At 59.0% G+C, this 20,916-nt stretch carries 20 protein-coding genes; 11 read left to right on the top strand and 9 right to left on the bottom strand.

Annotated features, from left to right (window positions below; genetic code table 11):
- The first annotated feature begins 3 nt into the window (after positions 1-3).
- The 3 genes from LRP59_RS04945 to LRP59_RS04935 are packed head-to-tail and all read left to right on the top strand — an operon-like array spanning position 4 to position 1,410.
- Positions 4-252 (top strand): hypothetical protein, encoded by a 249-nt coding sequence (locus LRP59_RS04945; protein WP_002513405.1) that lies wholly within the window; start codon positions 4-6, stop codon positions 250-252.
- A 16-nt stretch (positions 253-268) separates the two neighbouring features.
- Positions 269-850 (top strand): hypothetical protein, encoded by a 582-nt coding sequence (locus LRP59_RS04940; protein WP_002513404.1) that lies wholly within the window; start codon positions 269-271, stop codon positions 848-850.
- A 14-nt stretch (positions 851-864) separates the two neighbouring features.
- Positions 865-1,410 carry a hypothetical protein gene (locus tag LRP59_RS04935; RefSeq protein WP_002519448.1) on the top strand — a complete coding sequence of 182 codons (546 nt, stop codon included), beginning with the start codon at positions 865-867 and terminating at the stop codon, positions 1,408-1,410.
- 107 nt (positions 1,411-1,517) lie between these two features.
- Here LRP59_RS04935 and LRP59_RS12100 read toward each other — a convergent pair whose 3' ends face one another.
- The 3 genes from LRP59_RS12100 to LRP59_RS12090 form a co-directional block, all read right to left on the bottom strand.
- The gene (locus tag LRP59_RS12100) at positions 1,518-1,823 is read right to left on the bottom strand and encodes a hypothetical protein (RefSeq protein ID WP_002513402.1); all 306 of its coding nucleotides are present in this window, start codon (positions 1,821-1,823) and stop codon (positions 1,518-1,520) included.
- Positions 1,820-2,137 carry an IolC protein gene (locus tag LRP59_RS12095; protein WP_002513401.1) on the bottom strand — a complete coding sequence of 106 codons (318 nt, stop codon included), beginning with the start codon at positions 2,135-2,137 and terminating at the stop codon, positions 1,820-1,822. Before LRP59_RS12095 ends, LRP59_RS12100 begins: the two co-directional genes overlap by 4 nt.
- Positions 2,138-2,238: 101 nt before the next feature.
- Positions 2,239-2,442, bottom strand: coding sequence for a hypothetical protein (locus tag LRP59_RS12090; RefSeq protein ID WP_002519446.1), 204 nt, complete (start codon positions 2,440-2,442; stop codon positions 2,239-2,241).
- 670 nt (positions 2,443-3,112) lie between these two features.
- Here LRP59_RS12090 and LRP59_RS04920 point away from each other — a divergent pair.
- Together LRP59_RS04920 and LRP59_RS04915 are read left to right on the top strand one after the other, a co-directional pair.
- Positions 3,113-3,271, top strand: coding sequence for a hypothetical protein (locus LRP59_RS04920; RefSeq protein ID WP_002513399.1), 159 nt, complete (start codon positions 3,113-3,115; stop codon positions 3,269-3,271).
- 140 nt (positions 3,272-3,411) lie between these two features.
- Complete coding sequence (locus tag LRP59_RS04915; protein ID WP_002513398.1) at positions 3,412-3,774, top strand: CopG family transcriptional regulator; 363 nt, start codon at positions 3,412-3,414, stop codon at positions 3,772-3,774.
- A 107-nt stretch (positions 3,775-3,881) separates the two neighbouring features.
- On the opposite strand, the gene LRP59_RS04910 is transcribed toward LRP59_RS04915, so the two are convergent.
- Positions 3,882-4,097, bottom strand: a complete 216-nt coding sequence (locus tag LRP59_RS04910; protein WP_002521509.1) for a hypothetical protein — start codon at positions 4,095-4,097, stop codon at positions 3,882-3,884.
- Positions 4,098-4,111: 14 nt separating this feature from the next.
- Here LRP59_RS04910 and LRP59_RS04905 point away from each other — a divergent pair, with 14 nt between their 5' ends.
- The gene (locus tag LRP59_RS04905; RefSeq protein ID WP_002519444.1) at positions 4,112-4,564 is read left to right on the top strand and encodes a hypothetical protein; all 453 of its coding nucleotides are present in this window, start codon (positions 4,112-4,114) and stop codon (positions 4,562-4,564) included.
- Between the two features lie 389 nt (positions 4,565-4,953).
- On the opposite strand, the gene LRP59_RS04900 is transcribed toward LRP59_RS04905, so the two are convergent.
- The 3 genes from LRP59_RS04900 to LRP59_RS04890 all read right to left on the bottom strand — a co-directional run bounded on the left by LRP59_RS04900 (position 4,954) and on the right by LRP59_RS04890 (position 7,323).
- Positions 4,954-5,439: a universal stress protein gene (locus LRP59_RS04900; RefSeq protein WP_002519443.1), complete on the bottom strand. Its 486-nt coding sequence runs from the start codon at positions 5,437-5,439 to the stop codon at positions 4,954-4,956.
- Between the two features lie 175 nt (positions 5,440-5,614).
- Positions 5,615-6,178, bottom strand: coding sequence for a PPA1309 family protein (locus tag LRP59_RS04895; protein WP_002513396.1), 564 nt, complete (start codon positions 6,176-6,178; stop codon positions 5,615-5,617).
- Positions 6,175-7,323 (bottom strand): PDZ domain-containing protein, encoded by a 1,149-nt coding sequence (locus tag LRP59_RS04890; RefSeq protein WP_002533462.1) that lies wholly within the window; start codon positions 7,321-7,323, stop codon positions 6,175-6,177. Before LRP59_RS04890 ends, LRP59_RS04895 begins: the two co-directional genes overlap by 4 nt.
- Before the next feature lie 86 nt (positions 7,324-7,409).
- Between LRP59_RS04890 and LRP59_RS04885 the strand changes: the two genes are divergently transcribed.
- A complete protein-coding gene (locus LRP59_RS04885; RefSeq protein WP_002513394.1) occupies positions 7,410-8,771 on the top strand; it encodes a zinc-dependent metalloprotease in 1,362 nt (453 codons plus the stop codon).
- Here LRP59_RS04885 and LRP59_RS04880 read toward each other — a convergent pair.
- A complete protein-coding gene (locus LRP59_RS04880; protein ID WP_002519440.1) occupies positions 8,759-9,385 on the bottom strand; it encodes a M48 family metallopeptidase in 627 nt (208 codons plus the stop codon). The two genes, LRP59_RS04885 and LRP59_RS04880, sit on opposite strands and share 13 nt — an antisense overlap.
- Positions 9,386-9,513: 128 nt before the next feature.
- Between LRP59_RS04880 and LRP59_RS04875 the strand changes: the two genes are divergently transcribed.
- Positions 9,514-10,470: a hypothetical protein gene (locus LRP59_RS04875; protein WP_002533461.1), complete on the top strand. Its 957-nt coding sequence runs from the start codon at positions 9,514-9,516 to the stop codon at positions 10,468-10,470.
- On the opposite strand, the gene LRP59_RS04870 is transcribed toward LRP59_RS04875, so the two are convergent.
- The gene (locus tag LRP59_RS04870; RefSeq protein ID WP_002533460.1) at positions 10,416-12,536 is read right to left on the bottom strand and encodes an ATP-dependent DNA helicase UvrD2; all 2,121 of its coding nucleotides are present in this window, start codon (positions 12,534-12,536) and stop codon (positions 10,416-10,418) included. The genes LRP59_RS04875 and LRP59_RS04870 overlap by 55 nt on opposite strands.
- 124 nt (positions 12,537-12,660) lie before the next feature.
- On the opposite strand from LRP59_RS04870, the gene LRP59_RS04865 reads away from it, so the two are divergent.
- Genes LRP59_RS04865 through recD form a run of 3 tightly spaced genes read left to right on the top strand, consistent with a single transcriptional unit; the run spans position 12,661 to position 20,913 of the window.
- Entirely contained in the window at positions 12,661-15,810 is a 3,150-nt protein-coding gene (locus LRP59_RS04865) for an exodeoxyribonuclease V subunit gamma (RefSeq protein ID WP_002513389.1), read from the top strand.
- Positions 15,807-19,034, top strand: coding sequence for a UvrD-helicase domain-containing protein (locus LRP59_RS04860; RefSeq protein ID WP_148378386.1), 3,228 nt, complete (start codon positions 15,807-15,809; stop codon positions 19,032-19,034). The genes LRP59_RS04865 and LRP59_RS04860 overlap by 4 nt, the downstream gene beginning before the upstream one ends.
- Positions 19,027-20,913, top strand: a complete 1,887-nt coding sequence (gene recD, locus LRP59_RS04855; RefSeq protein ID WP_002513387.1) for an exodeoxyribonuclease V subunit alpha — start codon at positions 19,027-19,029, stop codon at positions 20,911-20,913. The genes LRP59_RS04860 and recD overlap by 8 nt, the downstream gene beginning before the upstream one ends.
- Positions 20,914-20,916: the final 3 nt, after the last annotated feature.

The following is a 20,916-nucleotide window of genomic DNA, read 5'->3' as shown; positions in this document are numbered from 1 at the left end:
CCCATGAGGTCCCTTCCTTCCGGGGCCCTGCTGCTGGTGTGGGACGTCACCGTTTTGACCGGGCCCACTCTCGGCCACCGCGTGCGTCCTCTCAGTAAGGACGCCGAGCTGACTGCCCGGCGCTGGCTCGACCAGGTCGCCGACAACCCCGGCTTCCTCGACACCCTTATCGAGGCCGCCCGCATCACCGATGGATGGCATCACGCGACGCCTCCGCACATTCAGGCCCCTTACCGGACCCTTCATCAGTGAACGGAGGTACAACGACATGACCAGCGACATTGACATTGACCGGACCCACAAACCCGACGACCGCGCCGAGGCTCCTCTTTACCGGTCCTGGGCCAGGAGACTCGTGCACGTCTCCGGGATGCCCTGGCGTATCGTCGCCGCCTTGGCCGGGGTCTCCCCCACCTCCATGCACCGGCTTCTATTCGGCCGCAACGGTCGACCCGTGGAATGGATCGGCATCAATGATGCTCGCGCCCTGATGGATATCGGCATCGATGATCTCGCCTCAGCGTCCACCGACCGTATCCCGGCCCGCGAATCCCGCGAGCTGTTGGTAGCCCTGCACACCCTCGGCTGGACCGATGAGCATCTAAGCCGCTGGCTGACCAGTTCCGACCTCGACCTGGCCACCACCCCCAAGGCCCTCTACGTCACCCGGCTATCCGCCGCCCGCATCCAGGCCACCTACGACATGCTCATCAGCCAGCCCGTCCGCCGCTGCGGCCACCCCCGCACCCCGCCTATCTCGTCCCAGACTCCGGTTACCTCGCCCCAGCCCGGGCCCGAGGATGCCGAAACGTTCCAGCCCGCCCTGTTCGAGCTAGCCGACTGCGCATGAGACCCCACACAAACATGGTTGAATCGAAGGGCTCAGCCAGCAGCCAGTTACCAGGAGTCCCCGTGCGTCTATACCGCGCTGTTCTTACCCACACCGACATCCAGATCACCGTCCGCATCTGGAGCACCACCGACCACGACTGGACCTGGACTCCCCTCGACACCTGGACCCCCGACCCGACCCCGACCACACCAGCCCAACTGGCCGACGAACTCCACCGACACGGATGGACCACCCCCGAGGACCCCACCACCCTCACCAAGGTGACTGTGATCCCCGAGAACTGGCAGGCCCTCGTCGACCACGCCCTCGCTGCCCGAAACCACCAAGCCAACCAGCTGCGCGTCGCCGAGAACATCCTCACCGACATCCTCGGCGACGCCGCCGACGCTGGCCTTTCCGTGACCTTCCTCGCCCAGGCCGCCGGATTGTCCCGAGCTGCCTTCTACAAACGCAGCGCTAAGACCATCAACTCTATGAGGCACGCCGACCAGCCGCGCGAAGACCCCTCCCAGCTCACCCGAGCCGAGAAAACAGCACTCAGCCTGGGCGACGAGTGATCCTCACACCTCCTGCGACAGCCCGGCCGTGGAGCCTTCCCACACGTGTCTAGCCAGCACTGACCGGGAAAACCTATTCGCGGCACCACACCGGGCCCACTCACCAGTCACCTACACCCCCGACTGCCCCTCGCGAAGACCCAACCAGCGAGCCAAGTCCCCAATGCGCCCACCACGATCAGCACACCCACGGCGACCACCAGGTGGGAAGCACTAACCGACCCCAACAACCCAAGATCAAACAGGCCCTGCCCGGGAACGCCGAGCAGCCCGTGATCGCGAAGCCATGCTCCGAGATGACCGATGATTTTAGGGGCCATCTTCTTCAGCAGGGCTATCCCTCCGATACCAACAACGATGAAGGCGAGGATTTCTTCGCATCCGTTGTTTCCTTCTCCGGTGGGGCCGTTCATGCTGCCTTCTCGGGGTGGACGGCCAGCCAGCCGATGAGGTTGTCGGCGACCTGTCCTGAGGTTTCGATCAGTTCGACCTGTCCGGCCTGCCATGCGCGCGATGCGCCGGCCAGCAGTGATGCCGGGGCCCCTGCTGCGCGGCTGAGAGAAGCGACTTCAGTCAAGGCGGTGCGTAGCTCCTCGATGGCGCTTTCGATGTACCAGCCGCTGTCGGTACTGGTCTCGGTGGCGTCGGTGGCGGTGATAAGGGCGTCGGTGAGGTTGTTGACGGCATGGTCGAGATCAGCGATGCTCGGTAAAGCTACGGGAGTCACGGTGTGTTTTCCTTCCAGGGATGCCTTCACTGGTAAAGGTTCCCTGGGTCCGGCCGATGTGCGGTGATTTAAGAAAGATGCTCCGCATCAAGTCGTTTGAGTCAGGAAAATTCGGCTAGAACGGCACCAAGGTTCGCTCCCACTCGTCCAAACCTGTGGCGGGGCTGCCCCTGTCTGAACGCACATGCGTGTGCACTGTCTGCGGGATGATCCTGGACCGCGGCATCAACGCCGCGGTCAGCCCCGCTCGCTAGCCACGATGGGCACAGGAGAGCGGCCGAGACCGGGCGCAGCCCCTCCGACATCATGCGCACCGCCCTCATCGACTACCTCGATGCCGCAAGCTAACATCACCTCACATGCACGCGCTACAAGGAAGTCATGCAGGCGACAGCATGAATCACGATCTCACCCCAAGATAATGATCTTGGGATTCTGAGCCGGGTCAATCCATCGCAGCGTGTTAGTCAGCTTTGACAGTGAGTCCATACTCACACACCCAGCAGTGTAACGCGTCGCATAATGCAAAAAGATCGCTGCCCCCCGACTCGGCACCATGACGCGCCGGCGAGCCATAGTTGAAATCCAGTACGGCTGCTTGCCGGTACTGACGGCCCACGTAGCTCGTTGTCCGACTTCGACAACGCGCGACAGTCCTGACGCCACCGGTTGTAATCAGGGGCAGTGGGATCACCGATCCACCACGAGCACGAATTGATCCGCCGATACGGCAACTTCGTCCCCGGATCACCAGCACCGAAAGCAAAGACGACCCCGTAGACACCTGATGGGGCGTCATATCACCCTGAATACACTGAGATCCTGACGTGACACCGCGCAGCCCAAAATGAGCTCCCACACCCGACGCCGAGACTCTTATCCAACCGCGCGACAACCCGCACGGCAGAGCGGTCGACCTCACTACACGCCACCCCTCGACGCGCCCGAAAACGGTCGTTTTCGAACGCTCGGCTTATGACCCCACAGCGTCGTACAATATTTACTGCGCGCATTATCCTTAAGCGGAGCGCTAAAAAACACCGTTTTACCGAGGCTGACGTGCTCTACGAGATGCGCAATGCCCTGACTGTTGAAGAGGATTTCGAGGCGTCAAGAGTTCCCAAGACATGGTGATCCGAGCCTGCATATTAGGCCTGCCTTGTCCGGGGTGGCCATTGAGGTCATGGGGTACACGCGGTCAGATCACACACTCGTAATTTTCCATGACATGAAGTGTCGAAAGAAAACCTTTGAATTAATGAGGAGGAAGAACAATGACTGACGAACTTGACGCGGAGTTGGCTGCATGGGCTGAGTCGGATGCACCCGTGACCGTGCCGGGCCGGATACTTCGTGGCGCAGCTGCTCGTGCTGCTGGGCGCCGCGCGTTGGCGTGGGCTGGATATCCCAATGTCGAAGCTGGCCGGATCACTCGTGCCGGGACCGGGCGCAGTCAAACAGGCAACTTGCGGCGCCGCCAAGTACGCCTCGATGTTGTGACAGATGCGCGGCTCGATGATCTCGCGACTAAGACTGGACGCAAGCCCGCTGACATTATGCGCTCGGCTATTAGCGCCTACCTTGACGCCGCCGGGGATACAACGGTTTATCTTCGCGATAAAAGTAGGGAGAGATGACGAGAACCCAGAGTGGGTTTGGCCTTGGAGTCTGAGCTGGTCTTCAAGCATTCCGCTGTCCCTTACTCGCTGAGGCGGTGTCGCGGCAGCCGGCCGCGCCACCGCCTTCACCGTTGGTTCTTACGTCTCTGTTTCGCGGCCATCTGCTCGATCGAGTCGCGGATCAGATCGTCGGCGCTAACCGGGGAGAAGTAATGTACATTCCCGGCTACCGACGCCTCTGTTATAGACATATATAACCCGTTGATGTCAATAGAAATGGGAACTCTCAGCTTTTTGGTGAGTTTATGTATTCGAGGCCAGGATGTGGCGTGGCTATTCATGGCCCCGACGCTCCATGCATCATTCCTCGGCTGAGATTGACTTAGACAGCTCGGTGTTAGTGCCGAAGGTGGCGAGTTTTGAGGACGAGGGCGGGGATAAGTTCGTTGAGCTGATTGACGTCGAGGGTTCCGTTCATTCCGGCGGCGAGTTAGGCGGTTATGGTGTGGTCGACGTTGGTGATCGTGCCAGTGATACTGAAGGCAAAGGTATGCAGATGAACTTCAGTACTTGGCTGCACGTGCGTCTTGGAACACTGGAGATCCAAACAATGGATTTACATCGGAGATTTTCACGCTTTTCGACCACATCCAACCCAACATATCCTCCCAAATTATTTAGACAATCCTGCCACGCATGCGGGCGCACTCACGGTGCACATAGTTTTCCACTCCCCATAGGATGCAAACGGTGTCGAGCAGAACACTCAGAACAAGGACTTCAGGATGAGTCAATTCGTAGACATTGAACCCTCATACGCAATAACACCACTCCAGCAAGAAAATTTCTAGAGATACCCCCAAAAGGTAGGTGCTCCCCCACCGCTTTCTCCTTGGGTATCGTCTCCAATATGTAAGATAGCACAGTTTATTCAGAAAATAACGAGATTGAGCGGCCACGTCGACCAGAGTTTCTCAGATCGTCCGGATCACATGTGATTCGTCGCAGACTCTACAAAACTGGCCAGAACTCGCCTCAAACCGGATGTTCGAAGGGAGGATTCATGCCCCACAGCACGCCTGACGTGCAAGAACATGCGCGAGGCGCAGCCGTCACGTCAGTCCGGCAGCAAGCCCGTTGGAGATACGGAACGTCCGATGAGATGGCGACGAACAGCGGCCCACGATCCTGCTGCCATCACGAGCAGAGTGGGTGTTTCCAATCCTCGCCTCGAAGCGGCACGATGATGACCGGCCGCAGCTGACGGCGTCCCAACTGCACGGCAACCGAGCCGTCCAACCACTCCTGAACGCCAGCGCGGAACCCGGGCCTACGGGTACCAAGGACGAAACATCCAGCGTTGATGGTGTGAGCTAGATGCGCCAACTGCTGATCCGGCAAACCAGACAGATATACCAGCTCCCAATCCGCTTCCGGATAGTCAGACATGAAAGCGTCGAGAGCGCTATAAATGGCTGACTTGGCAGTTTCCATTGAGATCCGCTGCGCTGTCGGGTCAAGCGGATGGCTGGTGTCGGGGTTCGACGGACTAGAGACTCGGTCCGTCGCCACGTGCGCGAACACAATTTTGCTGCCCATGGCCTTCGCGTATTCGACACCCGTCTCCAACACCGGCTTCGGGATGCCCGGCATGATCGCGACGATCACAGGACGGCACTTCATCGTTCCGCGAGGTGAACGCTGATATCTTCCGGGCGTGCGACGTGGCCCGTGGTCGGTCTGGTCCTGGACACGGACCTGTTCATGGACTGGTTGATGATCCGTCATGATCGTCTCCTAGATGTGGCGGCACCACCGCGCACATTACCGACCAGAAGGCAGTTTTCGCGCCAAGTCGTCAGCGCAGGGTCTCCAGCACGGCTGATTCCAGCGCAGGCACCAGATCAATCGAGCCAAGAAGCTCGTCGGGGTGCTCGACGAGACGGGCGACACCGTAGTGGCTTCCATCGCGAAGCGCCCCGGCCACCACTCGTACCTCTTGACGTTTCGGATGAGCAGCTACAAACGCCGCAGCTTTTTCCGGATCGTGAGGTATCTCATCGGCGCAGTCATCGGGTAAGAATATCCTCTCGACGCAGATAGCGGCCCCATCCACAGCATCACCCCACGTCGTGGTGGCAAGGGCCTGAGCAAGGTCTTCACCGGGACGAAAGTCGTCCTGCTCGATACTGGACAAGCTGTCATGGCTACCGATGGCAAGCTGACCAGCCAGCGCTGGCTCAGCTTTCACAAGATCGACGGTACGCACCAGCGCGAATAGACGAGGCGGACCGCCCCAGCTCGACGAAGCAACAAACCTCTCGATCTCAGTCAAGCACGCAATCAAGGCATCATCAGCCGACTCTGATACTCCCTGTGCGACCTGGGGATCCTGCGTCATCTCCACGTCCTCATCATTCAACAATGCGGTATTCCCGTTCCCCCGGCACGGATTTTCTGGATAGCAGCGATGGCGTCCTTAAGACTCGATACTTTGACCAGTCTCATGGAAGTCTCGACTCCACTTATATCGCGGCAGTTGCCGGCTGGAACGAGGAAGATCTTCGCACCGTCGCGCTCAGCTCCCGCGATCTTCTCTTGAATGCCGCCAATAGCAACAACGTTACCGTCTGGGGAAATGCCGCCAGTTCCCGCGATCCGCAGTGAACCGATGAGGTCGTTCGGGGCCACCATTTGGTAAATCGACAATGCCATCGCAAGCCCAGCAGATGGACCGACGATATCCCCCGGAATGTTATAGGTGATCGTTGGGGTATATCGGTAGCCCGTATCGATAGTGACACCTACTGCCGGGGCGCGTCGATCACTTACTGACGAAACTGTCGTCACCGCAATGGTTTTCACAGACGAATTGCGCAGAACCACAAACACGACGGTGTCCCCCACCGTATGTTTCCGGACGGCCTTGCCGACGTCGCGAACGGAGGCCATTGGTTTCCCATCCACCTTCTCAATGAGATCCCCGGGCGCGAGTTTTCCATGCGCCGGACCTGCGGCACTGACAGCACTGACCATGGGCATCTCAGTGACAGGTTGACCGGCAGCTCGTAAAGCGGCCACGGCGGCGTCACGCTCTGATGTGTCCATCATGTACGACTCATCAGCATCGACCTGCTGAGGAGACCGTCCCGGCGGGTAAATGGCCTCCCGCTGAAGTACGTCATGGTCCGCGCGCAGATGAGCGACTAACGCCTCGGCCATGCTGAGACGTGAATCAGCACGGGTGATAGAGACGGTCGTCATCCGCATCTCGCCCTCACCGTGCCGAGTGGTCAAGCCGTCGACCTGAATCATTGGCTTGCCCCGTTCGTTCGTCGAGAGCAGATTCACGGTCTGGCCGGGAGACCGCGCCACGAACGGGATCGGGACGAGAATTAAGGCCAAGACGCATAGCAACACGACGAGGGCAGACGAGATCGCTGTCCAGCGAGTAGGAAAGCGCGCCGTTTGCCGGATTTCGGTCTCGACCGTTGCTATTACGTTGGCGGACGCGCCAGAGTCATGCGCCTGCGACGTGGGCGTGGTTGGCTCGGACATGATGGTCATGTTAGCCGCTGCGAACGATGACTTTTCCACGACTGCCACAGCCCTAGACTTGGTTAAGACCGCACGACGAGCGAACGGAGACGGGAATGAACGACGGACCCCAGAATCCTGGGCAACCCGACCCCGAGGAGATGGCTGAGCAATTGCGTCGCATGATGCAGCAGTTAGGCCTACCCGTCAGCGGTGATCTCACCTCATTTATGACACAGTTGTCACAGATGTTCGGATCCGGTAGTTCGGTAGGGTTTGGCATGCCCGGGACAAACCCGAGTGATGGACCAGTCGACTGGTCTCACATCAAAGACATGGCTAGGCACATCACCGCTTCCCATGGCCCTGACCCGGCGCCAGGTCAGCAGGAACGCACAGTTTTACTCGATGCGTCCCGTCTTGCAGAGAGCTGGCTCGACCGCGAATGCGAGTTCGCTCAGGTGAACGTCCAGCCAGCGTGCTGGAGTCGTGCAGAGTGGATTGAACATACCTTCTCCTCCTGGCAGTCTGTCGTCGAGCCAGTGCTGGTCTCCCTCACGGAAGCCATGACCGGGCTGATGTCCCCGGGCGGCCCCAACGATCCGATGGCCGCACTTACCCAGATGATGGGCCCGGTACTGCGCAGGATGTCAGCGATGCTGTACGGGGCCCAGCTGGCCCAGGGGCTCGCAGAATTGTCGACCTCAACAGTCACCGGCAGCGAGATTGGCCTACAGGTGCTATCTGTACCCCAAGTCGTCATCCTCCCCACCAATATCGCCGCCGCGTGGAACGACCTAGACCTCGATCCGAGGGACGTTGAGCTCTACCTCGTACTGCGTGAATCCGCTCGCCAACGCCTATTCAACGCGGTGAGCTGGCTCGGCCCGCAACTGCTAGCCCTGGTCGAGCATTATGCTCGCGAGATCCGCATCGATTCCTCGGCTATTGAAGATGCCATCGACATTGACGACCTCTCCCAGCTGACGCCAGAAAAAGCCCAGGAAATGTCGGAGCGTTTACGGGGACGCCTCTTCGAGCCAACCCGCACACCAGAGCAGGATGGCGTGCTTCAGCGTCTAGAGACCCTGTTGGCACTTATTGAGGGATGGGTTGACGAGGTAACCTTCCAGGTTGCTCGCACCTGGCTTCCTAGTCACGATCAGCTTGCCGAGGCGGTACGACGTCGCCGTGCCACATCCGGCCCTGCAGAGGTCTTCTTCCAGTCCTTGCTCGGTCTTGAGTTACGTCCCCGCCGGGTGCGCGATGCCGTAAATCTGTGGGCAGCGCTGCGCGAGGCCCGAGGAACAGTCGGGCGGGACCATGTGTGGAACCACCCCGACCTCGTCCCCACTGCCGCCGACCTTGACGATCCACTGGGCTATGTCTCGGGGGATCGCCAAGATCCCTCGGAGGGCGGCGACGACCTCGACGCTGAGTTAGAGAAGCTGCTGCGAGATCACGGTCACGACGACTGATCCGCTGGGTTATCGTCAGGATCGTTCCTGGTGTTATCAGCTTCCCCGGAGACAGCCCACTGAAAACCAGTCAGAAAACCCTCCGCCCGTTCGGCGTTAGGGAACCCGGCGAGCAACTCGTGAAATCGTCGATTGTGATGGCCCTCCACGAGGTGGCAAAGCTCGTGGGCTAAGACATGGTCAACGACCCAGTCGGGGAATCCGATCATGCGGTCAGACAACCTAATCTGACCGGTCGACGGCGTGCATGAACCCCAGCGGCTGTTCTGATTGGACACCCACCGCACCGACGCCGGCTCGACCGTGTCGTTGACACGCGGATCGAGATACTTCTGGCACAACCGAAGGGCGCGCCGAGTCAGTTCGTCATTGCTGTCATGGTGTCGCCGACGAGCATCGGACTTCGTCACCTTGTCCACCAGTTCCATCACTTGACGATCCTGGTCAGCCTTTCGCATACCCATGGGCACCATGACGAGGACGGAACTCCCCTCCATCCTGGCGCTCAAGGTGCGACGTCTACGAGCGCTACGTCGAATGATGATCTCAGGTCTACCATCTCGTGCCTCGATGATCTCGTCCGGAACAGCCATGTCAGCCATAACGCCCATCATGCCGGGTGAGAAGGACACTTTTGACACCACTGACTTCGGCAAAAGGACGTACGAAGTTGACGAGAACTAGAGCCTGTCCTAGATTGACGTTAGCCTCCGGATCTCAGATGTGCAGGGGAAGGCACATCGTGATGGTCCGGGGGTTTTATGTATCTGTATCGTTCCCAGTCAGCTTCGGTAGCGTCCTGACGACGTGTTGTCCCAACGGCATGAGATGTTGTCCGAATGGTTCAAGTTGTTGCCCATTTTCCTCATGGTGTTGCCCGTTTCTTCGCCGGGACTTACGTAAGCTCCCAGGTCCTGGGAAAACTCAGGTCATGCACGTTGAACTTGATTGTCCTTGGGTCTCGGTTTCAGGCGGGTTACGCCTCCTCGCTCCGGATGGCCGGTCTTTCCGACTGCGCGGCGCGACGGCAAGCGCCGATGGACATGTCGAAGTCCCGGCAAAAGTTGCGCATCACTTATATGAAGCGGGCGTAGTCACCGAGCCCTGCGATCTTCGAGTGGCGGTCGTCAGTGATCATGGCTGTTCCGACGATCTGGTGCGGGGTCTCACAGCGCGTCGCATCGACATCACAACGTGGGTAAGAACGCCTGAGCCCGGAAACACCCGCGATCTTCGTCGCATCAGTGGGCATGCCAATCTTGACGTTCATGTCGTTGTTATTTGCCCCCGCACCCTCCTCGGAGGCCGCGATGTGGCCGAGCAATGTCATCGCGCGGGGATACCGTCGGTCGTCGCATGGGGACGCCATCATTGGGCCGTGCTTGGCCCTATCAGCGATGGCAGCCCCGGATGCCAACACTGTGCTGACATGGCGATGGCAGCCCGCGACCCTGACTGGGTGACGATGGCTCGCAGTATGAAGGAGGGGGAGTACGATCCCGCAGTCACCGAGTGGCTTGTCAATCGAATTGAACGTGCCGCACTATCTATCCGCGACTCGACGGTCTCCCGTCGACCGAAAACCTTCCACGTGCGTACCATTGCCGGCGAACGCAGTATTGAGGTGCCAGCCCAGCCTGGATGTCACTGTTGGTTATCCGAGGAACCGTGCAGCACCTTGATGAGATCAGCCGCGTAAAGATCGGCCTTGCGCTTACCAATTCCGGGGACCTGCAATAAACTTTCCATAGAGTTAGGTCGTTTCTCCGCCACGCCCAGCAAGGTAGCGTCCGTGAGAATGACGAAAGCTGGCACTCGATCGGCTTCCGCGCGTTCGCTGCGCCACTGCCGCAACCTCTCGACGAGAACTGGGTCGACCCCCACCTCGCAGGCAAGGTGATGGCCGAGTTTTCGGTCTCTGGCCGCCGTAAGGGCTTTGCCGCACACCGAGCAGACTGTGATCGTGGCACGACGTTTCCGGCGATGTCGCGGGGGGTTGTCGGTCATTTCCCCCGTCCCAGGGAGGCCGCGCAAAAATCGCGAGATCCCCTGCCGGTCCCGGTTCCCTCCAGACCACGAGTACGAGACCCACAGGTCTCGTCGTGCTCGAGTTACGCCAACATGCAACAACCGGCGTTCCGAAGCCACCTCAGCCGGAGCTTCAGCCATGATGAAGGGCACCATCGTGTCATTGATGCCATAGAGGGCCACGACATCCCATTCGAGCCCTTTAGATGCATGCAAGGTTGCCAAGGTAACGCCGTCGCCGACCGGCGCCTCCTGAGTGGCCGCCCGACGGGAGAACACGGCTGCCAGTTGTTCCAGCGTCCTCGTCCCGTCGTCTACAACCGAGACCGTCAGATCGTGCAAAGCTTGCAACGATTCCCACCGTTGCCGGACATCACCTTCTCCCTCGGGCGCGATAGCCGACCAACCTTGAGCTGCGAGTATCCGATCAAAAGCCCGTAGCGGATCCGCACCTGGTTCATCAGCAGCAAGCCGAGCCAAAGCGTCAAGGCTGCGTCGCACTTCGCCCCGGTCATAGAAGCGCTCAGAACCCTTCACAAGATATGGGATGGACCTCTCGGCCAGCGCGGTCTCAAGCTGGGCTGCCTGAGAATTAATCCGGTACAAGACGGCAATCTCAGACCATGGGATTCCCGCAGCATGGCGCGATTCAATCCACATTGCTACAGCTGAAGCTTCGGAGGCATCGTCCCCGAGAGCCTGATAGATGGGCTCGGGACCGGACCGTCCCCGCGAAACCAATGTAACTCCCCTGCCATGTTCCAGAGCCTCCTCTGGAGTCATACGGTTGACAAGAACTTCATTGGCCAACTGAACGATCTCGGGGGTAGAGCGGTAGTTGCGAACCAAATCGATGCGTTTAGCGCCAGGATGATCGGCAACGAAGTTGAGGAGGTAGTCAGCTCGCGCACCTGCATAAGAGTGAATGGCCTGGTGCGGATCTCCCACGACGCATACATCATTTCGATCGCCAAACCACAGCTCAAGCAACCTATGCTGCAGCGGAGAAACGTCCTGGTACTCGTCGACAACGAAATGTCGGTACCGAGCCCGAATCTCCTCAGTGATGTCACGGTGCTGAACCAGCAATCCCACCGCGCACAACAAAATATCGTCCAGATCAATGACGCAGCGTTCCCTCTTCACAGCCTCATATCCAGCGAGGACGCGTCCTACGTCAGTTGCCGAAACTCCCGCCACCACCCGACCTTCCGCCCTAGCCAGGGATGCGTATTGATCAGTCGGCACATTTGAGACCTTCGCCCACGAGATCTCGGCGGACAAGTCGCGCAGCAGCGCCTTGTCATTGCCCAGACCAATGCGATGGGTCGCCTCCGCCACCATCGAGAAACGAGAATCACTCACCGGTGGCAACTCACAGTTATATGCACGAGGCCAGAAAAACTTGATCTGCCGCAACGCCGCAGAATGAATAGTGCGAGCCTGCACACCAACAACCCCAAGATCAGCGAGTCGACCTCTCATCGTGCCAGCTGCCTTAGTCGTAAAAGTGACCGCGAGGGTACGACGCGGATCAAGCTTGCCTGTCGCTGCACCGTAGGCAATGCGATGAGTGACAGCACGAGTTTTACCTGTCCCGGCACCAGCTATGACGCACACTGGAACATCGAAGGTCTTCGCAACCTTGACCTGTTCAGGATCCAGTGCCGCCAGAATCGCATCTGCCGTTCGGGTTCTCACAGCGATCACCATAAGGGTCGTGACCGACAGCAACATGCCGCCGTGGCATTGTGAGTGTTCCGCACATGTACCACAGCTGACTCGTCAACGTGTCATGCCTCGCCACTAAACTGATTAACCGGTTCGGCAGAAGGTCAAGTTATCACGAGGAGGTGCGTTGATGGCCGGTGTGGTGAAGGTCGTCCATTCCTGGCGCTGCGTCAGTGACGCCGTCGTAGCAGCTTTGTCGGAGCCCACCACCGATCCATTCGTCCGGCCGATTCTGGTTGCTCCTGGCAATGCTCAGTCTCGATCTTTGCTGCAATCCCTCGCCCGCCGTCATGGAATCGCCGCCGGTATCGATACAACAACGCCGCTGGGTCTACGAGAACGACTCGAGGAAGATCTCCTGGGAATCAAGCGGGAAAACGATCCGTGGCAGCCCGGGCCCCTGGCCCTGCGTATATGCCGCATCATTGAGAACAATCCCCCCGGTTTTGAGGTTGTTTCAGCCCATCTGGAAGCCAGCCGTCGGCAAGGAGTGCCGCGTGCAACATGGACAACTGCACGACAAGCTGCAGACGCGATCTGCGCGCTAGCTCGCGACTCTCACGACGTCTTGAATGCCTGGGCCGCCGGTGCCGCCCCCACATCTCACAAGGGTGATACTGACCTTGCGGGTGACCCGCTGGATCCCGCCCGCGCGTGGTGGGCCCCGCTGTGGCGTACCCTTCTTGCCGAACCGTGCCATGTTCCGGACCCCGTGAGCCGACACCAACTCCTCGTCGACGCGATACTTACTCAGTCACGATCTGAACCGCCGATCGTGTGGTTTTCATCGACAACCACGGCTCAGCACGACGTCAGCTTCGCGGAAGCGTTGTCGGCCTCACACGACGTCACTATCGTCCATCTCGATCATGGCATTGGTGGTGCGAATCCGTGGCGGACTTTTGACCGGGCGCGCTCTGCCACGACCGCGCGATGGACATCATCATCGATCCGTACAGCGCAGAGCGCGGTTACCCACCGCAAAGAGCTGCCAACAGTCGAAATACACCAATGCCACGGAGTTGATCGTCAGGCCGAAGTAGTGCGTGATGTTGTGTGCGCCGCTCTCGCCGACTACCCAACCTTGGAACCCAGGGACATCGTCGTCATATGTTGCGGGCGCCAGGACACCGCCCACCTTCTTTCCGCTGGGACTTTGGCAGATATCAATCACCCCGCACATCAGTTGCGGTTCACGACCCCTCCGCAACGCGAGCATGTTAATCCCGTCACCGAAGCGGTAACGACCATCTTGGGCTTGGCCTCCTCACGTGCCACGGGACAAGACTTACTCAGTCTGTGCGCCATGCCTGCGGTGCGGACTCGATTCGGATTCTCCGATGACGACCAGGAGGCGATTGAACGGCTGGTGAGCCAGGCCGATATCCGGTGGGGAGTTGATCCTGCCGCAAGGAACAAGGCAGGGCTGGGCCGGATCAGACAATCAACCTGGCTGGCTGGCATCGAAAGGATGATTCTCGCCATCGCGATGTCGTCTACACCACCAACTTATCTGGGGACAGTTACGCCGATTACTGACGTCGGATCGACAACAATCCCCCTCGTCGGGAAACTCGCTGAACTCGTATCCAGAATGCGCAAGGCGTTCCTCGACACTGAAACACCCGCACCGATTGCCACCTGGAAACGCCGGGTCAGGCAGATCGTTGACAACCTTACCGCCGCTCCCGCAGACGCTCCTCGATCGGCGCTACAGACTCTTGCCCTGCTGACAGGCTTGGAAGGGGTCGCAGAAGACAGAGAGTTTAATCGCCAGGAGATCATTGACCTCCTCAACTGGCTCTCAGGCATCCATCGTGGGCGGCACAGCTGGTTCGATGGATCAATTCAGGTGTGCCGTCCGGGCGAGCTTACCCCCGTCGATCACGAAGTCGTGATTGTCGTCGACCCCGACCAAGAAACTGTTCATGCCGATCTCCTCCAAGGTTTGCGAGATGAAAACCTCGATCCGACTGCTAAAGCACGACAAGACCTTCTCGACGTCGCTCTGTCGGCCAGAACTCTCCTGGTCGTCGTGAGGCAGGCGCGCAGCCCTGTGAGCAACCTCACCGTGTTGCGGGGCCCCTTTACAAGAACCCTCTCCCAAGCTCTCAAGGCGCAGTCCGCAACACCGCGTTGCGTTAAACACGGTTTGCAACCGTTCTCTGCCGATGAATTCTCTCATCACAGTAATACCGCTTGGAGTGGATTCGACAACGCCGCGGCCGCAGCGGCAGGGTGTCATCCTGGATCACAGCCTCGACCTCATCGCGTCGTATTGCCCCCGGTAGCCAAGTTACCTGAATCCCGGATGTCCCTTACCGACCTCACTCTCGCCCTGTCTCACCCAGCACGAACGCTCTTGCGAGCCCGTGCTGGCGCACCAGCTAATGAAAGATCTACTGACCTGCCGGTCGACCTGCCACTTGCACCAAGCTCATTAGACAAATACTGGATACGTTCCCGGATCCTGGCTGACCTGGAACACGGTTCTCTGCCAGACGACGCCATCAATGCCGAACGACTCCGCGGCTCTACTCCTCCAGGGCACCTGGGCCAACGCATCGTCACCAAATTGGCTGAGGATGCGATGCAGATTTATCAAAGGGCCAATCAGCTCCGCGGCGACCAAGACGAGCAGTTCATCGAAATTGATATCGATCTCGATGAGGGTGACAGCCCCCCATTGCTATGGCCTGACGAACTCATTGTCGATCCCATGCACCCGGTTCACCTGCGTGGTCGAGTCGGTGTGAGGAACCATCATATTGTCCACGCTGTCGCGTCCCGGGCGAATGCTAGACCGCTCCTCGACCTGTGGGTCGATCTGCTCGCTGTGACCGTCGCCACTGACGAACCCGGATGGTTTGGAGTCCTTGTCCCGAACGGCAACGTCCTGCGGATGGCTTCCCCAGCGCCGGATCATGCTCGCGACATCCTGGCTGGGCTCGCCCGAGTCGCCTGGTGGAGCAACCAGCAACTCATCCCGTTGCCTGTGAAATTGGCACACGCGCTCGTCGAGTTGTCCCCCATGGCGCATAACGACTATCGCACCGGAGCCAGCGCCCTCCAAGTGCAGTGGTCGCGAGAGCGGGATCCAAACTGGGCGGCATTTTTGGGAACCGATGTGGGTGAGCTCATCGCCTGCTGCCATGAGTTAGGTACCACCTTGAAGGAACTTTCCGAATGGCTTTTCGACCCGATTAAGCAGGCGTTGAGAGGGGCTGGGTCTTCACCCTCGACGATGGCACAGTTTTCGAATTCGGGGAGGAGGGCATGACCACCAACACCTCCTTTGACATCACTCGACCACTGCCACAAGGAACCGTCCTGCTGGCAGCAAGTGCCGGGACTGGAAAGACATGGACCATCTCGGCGGTGTGCGCGAAAGCTATCGCGACTGGTCTGGTTCACATGGAGAACCTTCTCCTGGTGACCTTCAACCGATCAGCTGCCCGCGAGCTGCGCGGACGAGTCTACGAACGCCTTGTCAACACCCGTTTGCTACTAGCAGGCGCCCGAGAACCCTCTGACCCCTGCGATTGGTCGATTATCCGATGTGGCCAGGCAGGACTCACACGAGTGGAGTCTGCTCTCGATAACTTCGACAGGGCGGTTATCACCACCACCCATGAGTTCGCGTCCCGAATGCTTGTGGAGTTGGGAGTGTTATCAGACCATGACCCGTCCTCAGTGCTGATGACTGATCTTGCCCCCCTAGCAACCGAGGTATCCGATGACCACTACCTGGCACAGTATCTCGACTGTGACCGGCCGCCCTCAGTGCGCGAAAAACGCGAGCTATCTCGAGATGTCGCGGTGAAATACGGCGAGGTTCCGATCTTCTCCAAGGAAGATGCAGACACGCCTGTGCAAGACGTGCTGTGGGCCTTATCAGTACGAGAAGACGTCCGGAGACGCTCCAAATCGCGGTCGGTGCATACCTTTGACGACCTTATTGGCGATCTTGTCAAGGCTCTTCGTGACCCATACCGTGGCCCGTTAGCTTGCGCAACGCTTGCTAATCGGTTTGGACTCGTCATGGTTGACGAGTTCCAAGACACTGATCCTCTGCAATGGGAGATACTGCAACGAGCCTTTCATGGCCACAGCAACCTTTGGCTAATCGGAGATCCAAAACAATCGATCTACGCCTTCCGAGGGGCTGACATCCACGCTTATCAAGACGCGGCCCAATCTGCCAGCCATGTCCTTCATCTTGACGTCAACTACCGAACTGATAAGCCCATTGTCGAGGCCGTTAATACCCTCTTTAGCAATGCTCAGTTGGGCCACGGTATTTCAACGGAGTTAGTGACGGCCCATCATCAGGAATCCCGAATTAAGACAGCGGCCACCGATGGACCGCGCTACCACTGGTCTCAACCCTTCCAGATCCGCTGCCTCCAAGCTCCTGCCGGCGCGCAGCTCAACACAGCGGCCTCCGATCAGTTCGTTACTGAAGACCTCGTTAATCAGGTAATCATGATGCTCGAGGGCGGAACGGTCGTTCAAGATGGCGACGGGTCAAGGCCACTTCGCCCCAACGACATCGCGATCCTGGTGCGAACACGTCGCAGGGGTGCCGAACTTGCGACAGCGCTATCACAGGTCCATCAGCCTGCAGTGTTCTCTGGTGCTTCACCGGTGTGGTCGTCTCAGGCGGCTGAAGATCTTATGACCTTGCTCGAGGCTCTCGAGAATACCGATGAAAGGCTGCGGACCAGGTTGTGCCTGTCTGACCTCATCGGTGCAACGCCAGCCGATTTGGCAGCATCCGACTCGCGGGTGCGCTCTGACCTGGCGATTGACCTGGCTCGCTGGTCGAGTACCTGGACGATGACGGGGGTATGGGGAACGGTTGAGGCTGCCCTTCATCGCCCCGGTGTGCTGGTGCGTCTGGTAAGCATGGCAGGTGGTGAGCGATACGTCACCGATCTACGTCAGGTGGCACAAAAGGCGCATATTGCGGCCTGTGAAGGAAGATTGACGGCGACGGCAACCGCAGCATGGATCCGCGAGCAACAGCAACTGGCAGGCGACGACGAACCCCGTCGCCTTGATAGTGACCAACAGGCTGTCATCATCATGACCGTCCATGAGGCAAAGGGTCTGGGATTCCCCGTCGTGTTATTGCCTGACATCACCAATGGATGGGCGCCGAAGCAGAGCATCAATGGTCCGATCGTGTGGCATGACGGGCAACGGCGCGTGTTGGACATCAGTTCGCAGGGAACCGATCGTTCCATAGCAATCGAGAGCCACGAAGAGGACGAGCGGGGCGAGAACCTTCGCTTGCTGTACGTCGCCCTCACCCGCGCCCGATCTGCTGTACGACTATGGTGGTCCCCTTGTCCTCGGCGTCATCGATGGTCCGCCTTCCAACGCCTTGTCGAGATGGACCGCACGACGGGCGAGCTCGGCTCAGGCGTTGCCGGGACCGACCCCGGAACTCTCCCCTGGTTCAACTCCGGACCGATTGCGACAGTAATAGCACCTGCTAACCAGAAACTCCTTACCCGGTCGGTCAGCGCCCAGCCTCGTGCCTGCGTTGTCCCTAGGACGCTGACGCGACCACTCGACACCGCGTTTGCCCGAACCTCATATTCAGGACTGACGGCCAACCTGCACGCAGCCGTGTCGGAATCTATGACTAACAACCTCATCGACGAACCCGTTGACGACGAGTCCGTCGATGACACAGCCCCCGGTCTGTGTGGGTTACCCGGAGGAACCTCCTTCGGCACCCTGGTTCACACGGTCCTTGAGTACATCGACACCGCGGCTACCGACCTCTCCAGCGAGGTACTCTCAATCACCCGCAGAGCCCTTCGAATGTCGCCCTTACCAGACGTCCCACCATCTGAACTCGCCACCAGTTTGGAGCAGGTTCTTCATAGTGATCTCGGACCCTTGGCCCCGGGCATGACCTTGGCAGATTTTTCCCCGGCGGATCGACTGGCTGAGATGAATTTCGAACTTGCCATGACCCAGCACGGACGATCGACCACCATGACAGACCTAGCGTCCCTCCTCTGCGATCCGAGTCTGGTGCCACCCGACGATCCCATCAGCGGCTACGGCGAAATATTGGCCCATATCCCCAAGGCGCTACGCGGCTTTCTCACGGGTTCGATCGATGCTGTCTTGAGGCGACCCGATGGTCGTCATCTAGTTGTCGATTACAAGACGAACCGAATTCCTGGAGTCCACAAGCTCAGTCCTCATATGTATGACGCACACACGATGAGGGCCATAATGTTCAGTTCTCACTACCCGCTGCAAGGATTGTTGTATTCGGCAGCCTTGCATCGATTCCTGGCATCAAGTCTGCCTGGATACGACCCCGCAACCCATCTTGGCCCCATTGGCTACCTTTTTGTTCGAGGTATGGCTGATCGTCCAGTACCCGACGGTGACATGCCTGACGGAGTTTTTACCTGGCATCCGAGACCTGAACTCATTGAGGCGATCAGCGAGCAATTGGGAGGTCTCCATGACTGACCTCGTCCCGGTAGCAGCAGGAAGTCGGCTCGAGCCCTTCGCCCGAGCCGGAGTCCTCGAGGCCAGCGACATCCATTTAGCCAATCTAGTGTGCCGCATCGGTGGCGAGACCAACTGCGATGTCAGCCTCGCCATCGCTTTATCATGCCGTGAGCTTCGGCGCGGGTCCGTGTTTTGGGACCCTCATGAAATCGCAGACGTCGTCCGCCAGCAAATCCTTGATCCGGCAATTCCAGACATCGAAACCAGCGACCAGGCAGCCCTATTCGCGGAATTGGAATGGCCACATCCAGGCGAGTGGCTGTCCACGCTAGAGGCCAGCCCCGTCATTGCTGGCCGTGATGATCCGATCAACCGGTTACCGGCTCGGCTTGATGATGGTCTGGTCTACCTAGAGAAATATTGGCAAGCTGAGCACGATGTCGCCCGCGATCTCGCTACCCTCGCTGCGGATTCACCAAGCCAAGGCCGTGTGTTGGCCGACGATGTTGTTTCCAGCGTCAGTAATGCCTTAGCAGCATCCGGAATTATTTTGGATCCAGCTCAAGCTGATGCTGCCATCGCCGCAATTATGCACCGAGTTAGTGTGCTTGCAGGTGGCCCCGGAACCGGCAAGACAACTACGGTATGTGCCCTCCTAGCTGCCTTGCAACAGGCTGACCCTCATCTTGGAGCCGTGGCCCTTGCGGCTCCCAGCGGCAAGGCAGCGGCACGCTTGCGTGACTCAGTTTCGCACGTTTCAGAGCGAATTCCCGATGATCTGAAACCGATTGTTGCTGACGCAACTACTGTCCACTCACTGCTGAAATGGCAGGGGCCGGGAACTTCATTCGGGTATGACGAGCAACACAAGCTTCCGTTCGGAGTCGTCGTTGTTGACGAAGCATCAATGCTTTCTCTGCCTCTGGCCGCTAGCCTCCTCTCTGCAATCGGGCCTCAAACTCGTTTAATTCTCGTCGGGGACCCAGGGCAGCTTGTCTCGGTGGACGCCGGTAGCGTGTTGGCCGACATCGTTTCGTCGGCTGATGCCCTCCAAGCGCAACTTCCTGTCACGATCCTCACCTATAACCACCGCTCGAGAGGAGATATCGCACGGCTGTCGGAGGCGGTACGCGAGGGAGACAAGAGCGCTGCGTTGGACGTATTGGCGACAGCTGCTGGAGTGACACACGACTCTCCTTCCCCCGATTGCATCGCGACGATCAGTGGCCGTCGCAGTATTACGTGGATCGACGCTGACCCGGCGAGTATCACCATGGCCGACCTTCCGGCGATCGCGGAGGTGATCGCACGCACCGGGGCAAGAATGCTTGAGCTTGCTCAGGCCAGTGCCGACGCTGCTGCTCTCAAACTCGTCGATGCCCACCGGTTGTTGTGCGCTCACCGAGAGGGGCCATACGGGGTAGACGAGTGGTCTCAGCGCATGGCTACTGTGCTTTCAGATGTGTTGCCTGGTGTTGGCCAAGGCCGGTGGGTTCTCGGCGAAACTGCGATAGTGACGCATAACCTCGCACAATTGGGAGTCAATAACGGTGATTGCGGGGTCATCGTTGAAACAAGGCCCGTCCCCACGATAGCTCTACCGGGACCCGGTGGAGTCCCCAGACGGTTGCCCTGTTCCCTCATCCCATCGCTGCAACCCTTACAGGCGATGACGATTCACAAAGCGCAGGGCAGCCAATTCACGGACGTAACGGTGGTCCTGCCACCGCCTGACTCGCCCCTCCTCTCTCGTGAGTTGCTCTATACCGCCATCACGCGTGCACGTGAACACCTCACTGTGGTAGGCACAAGGGAGTCTGTGGAGAGGGCGATTGACCGGGCTAATGATCGACGTTCTGGGATTCAGCGCCGGTGGGAAGAAAGTCGCACTTCCTGATGA

Origin of the sequence: Cutibacterium sp. 37298 (genome assembly GCF_023838685.1) — a bacterium.
Taxonomy (GTDB): Bacteria; Actinomycetota; Actinomycetes; order Propionibacteriales; family Propionibacteriaceae; genus Cutibacterium; species Cutibacterium acnes.
Note: the sequence above shows the minus strand (reverse complement) of the source record. Positions and strands in the feature narration are given on the sequence as shown.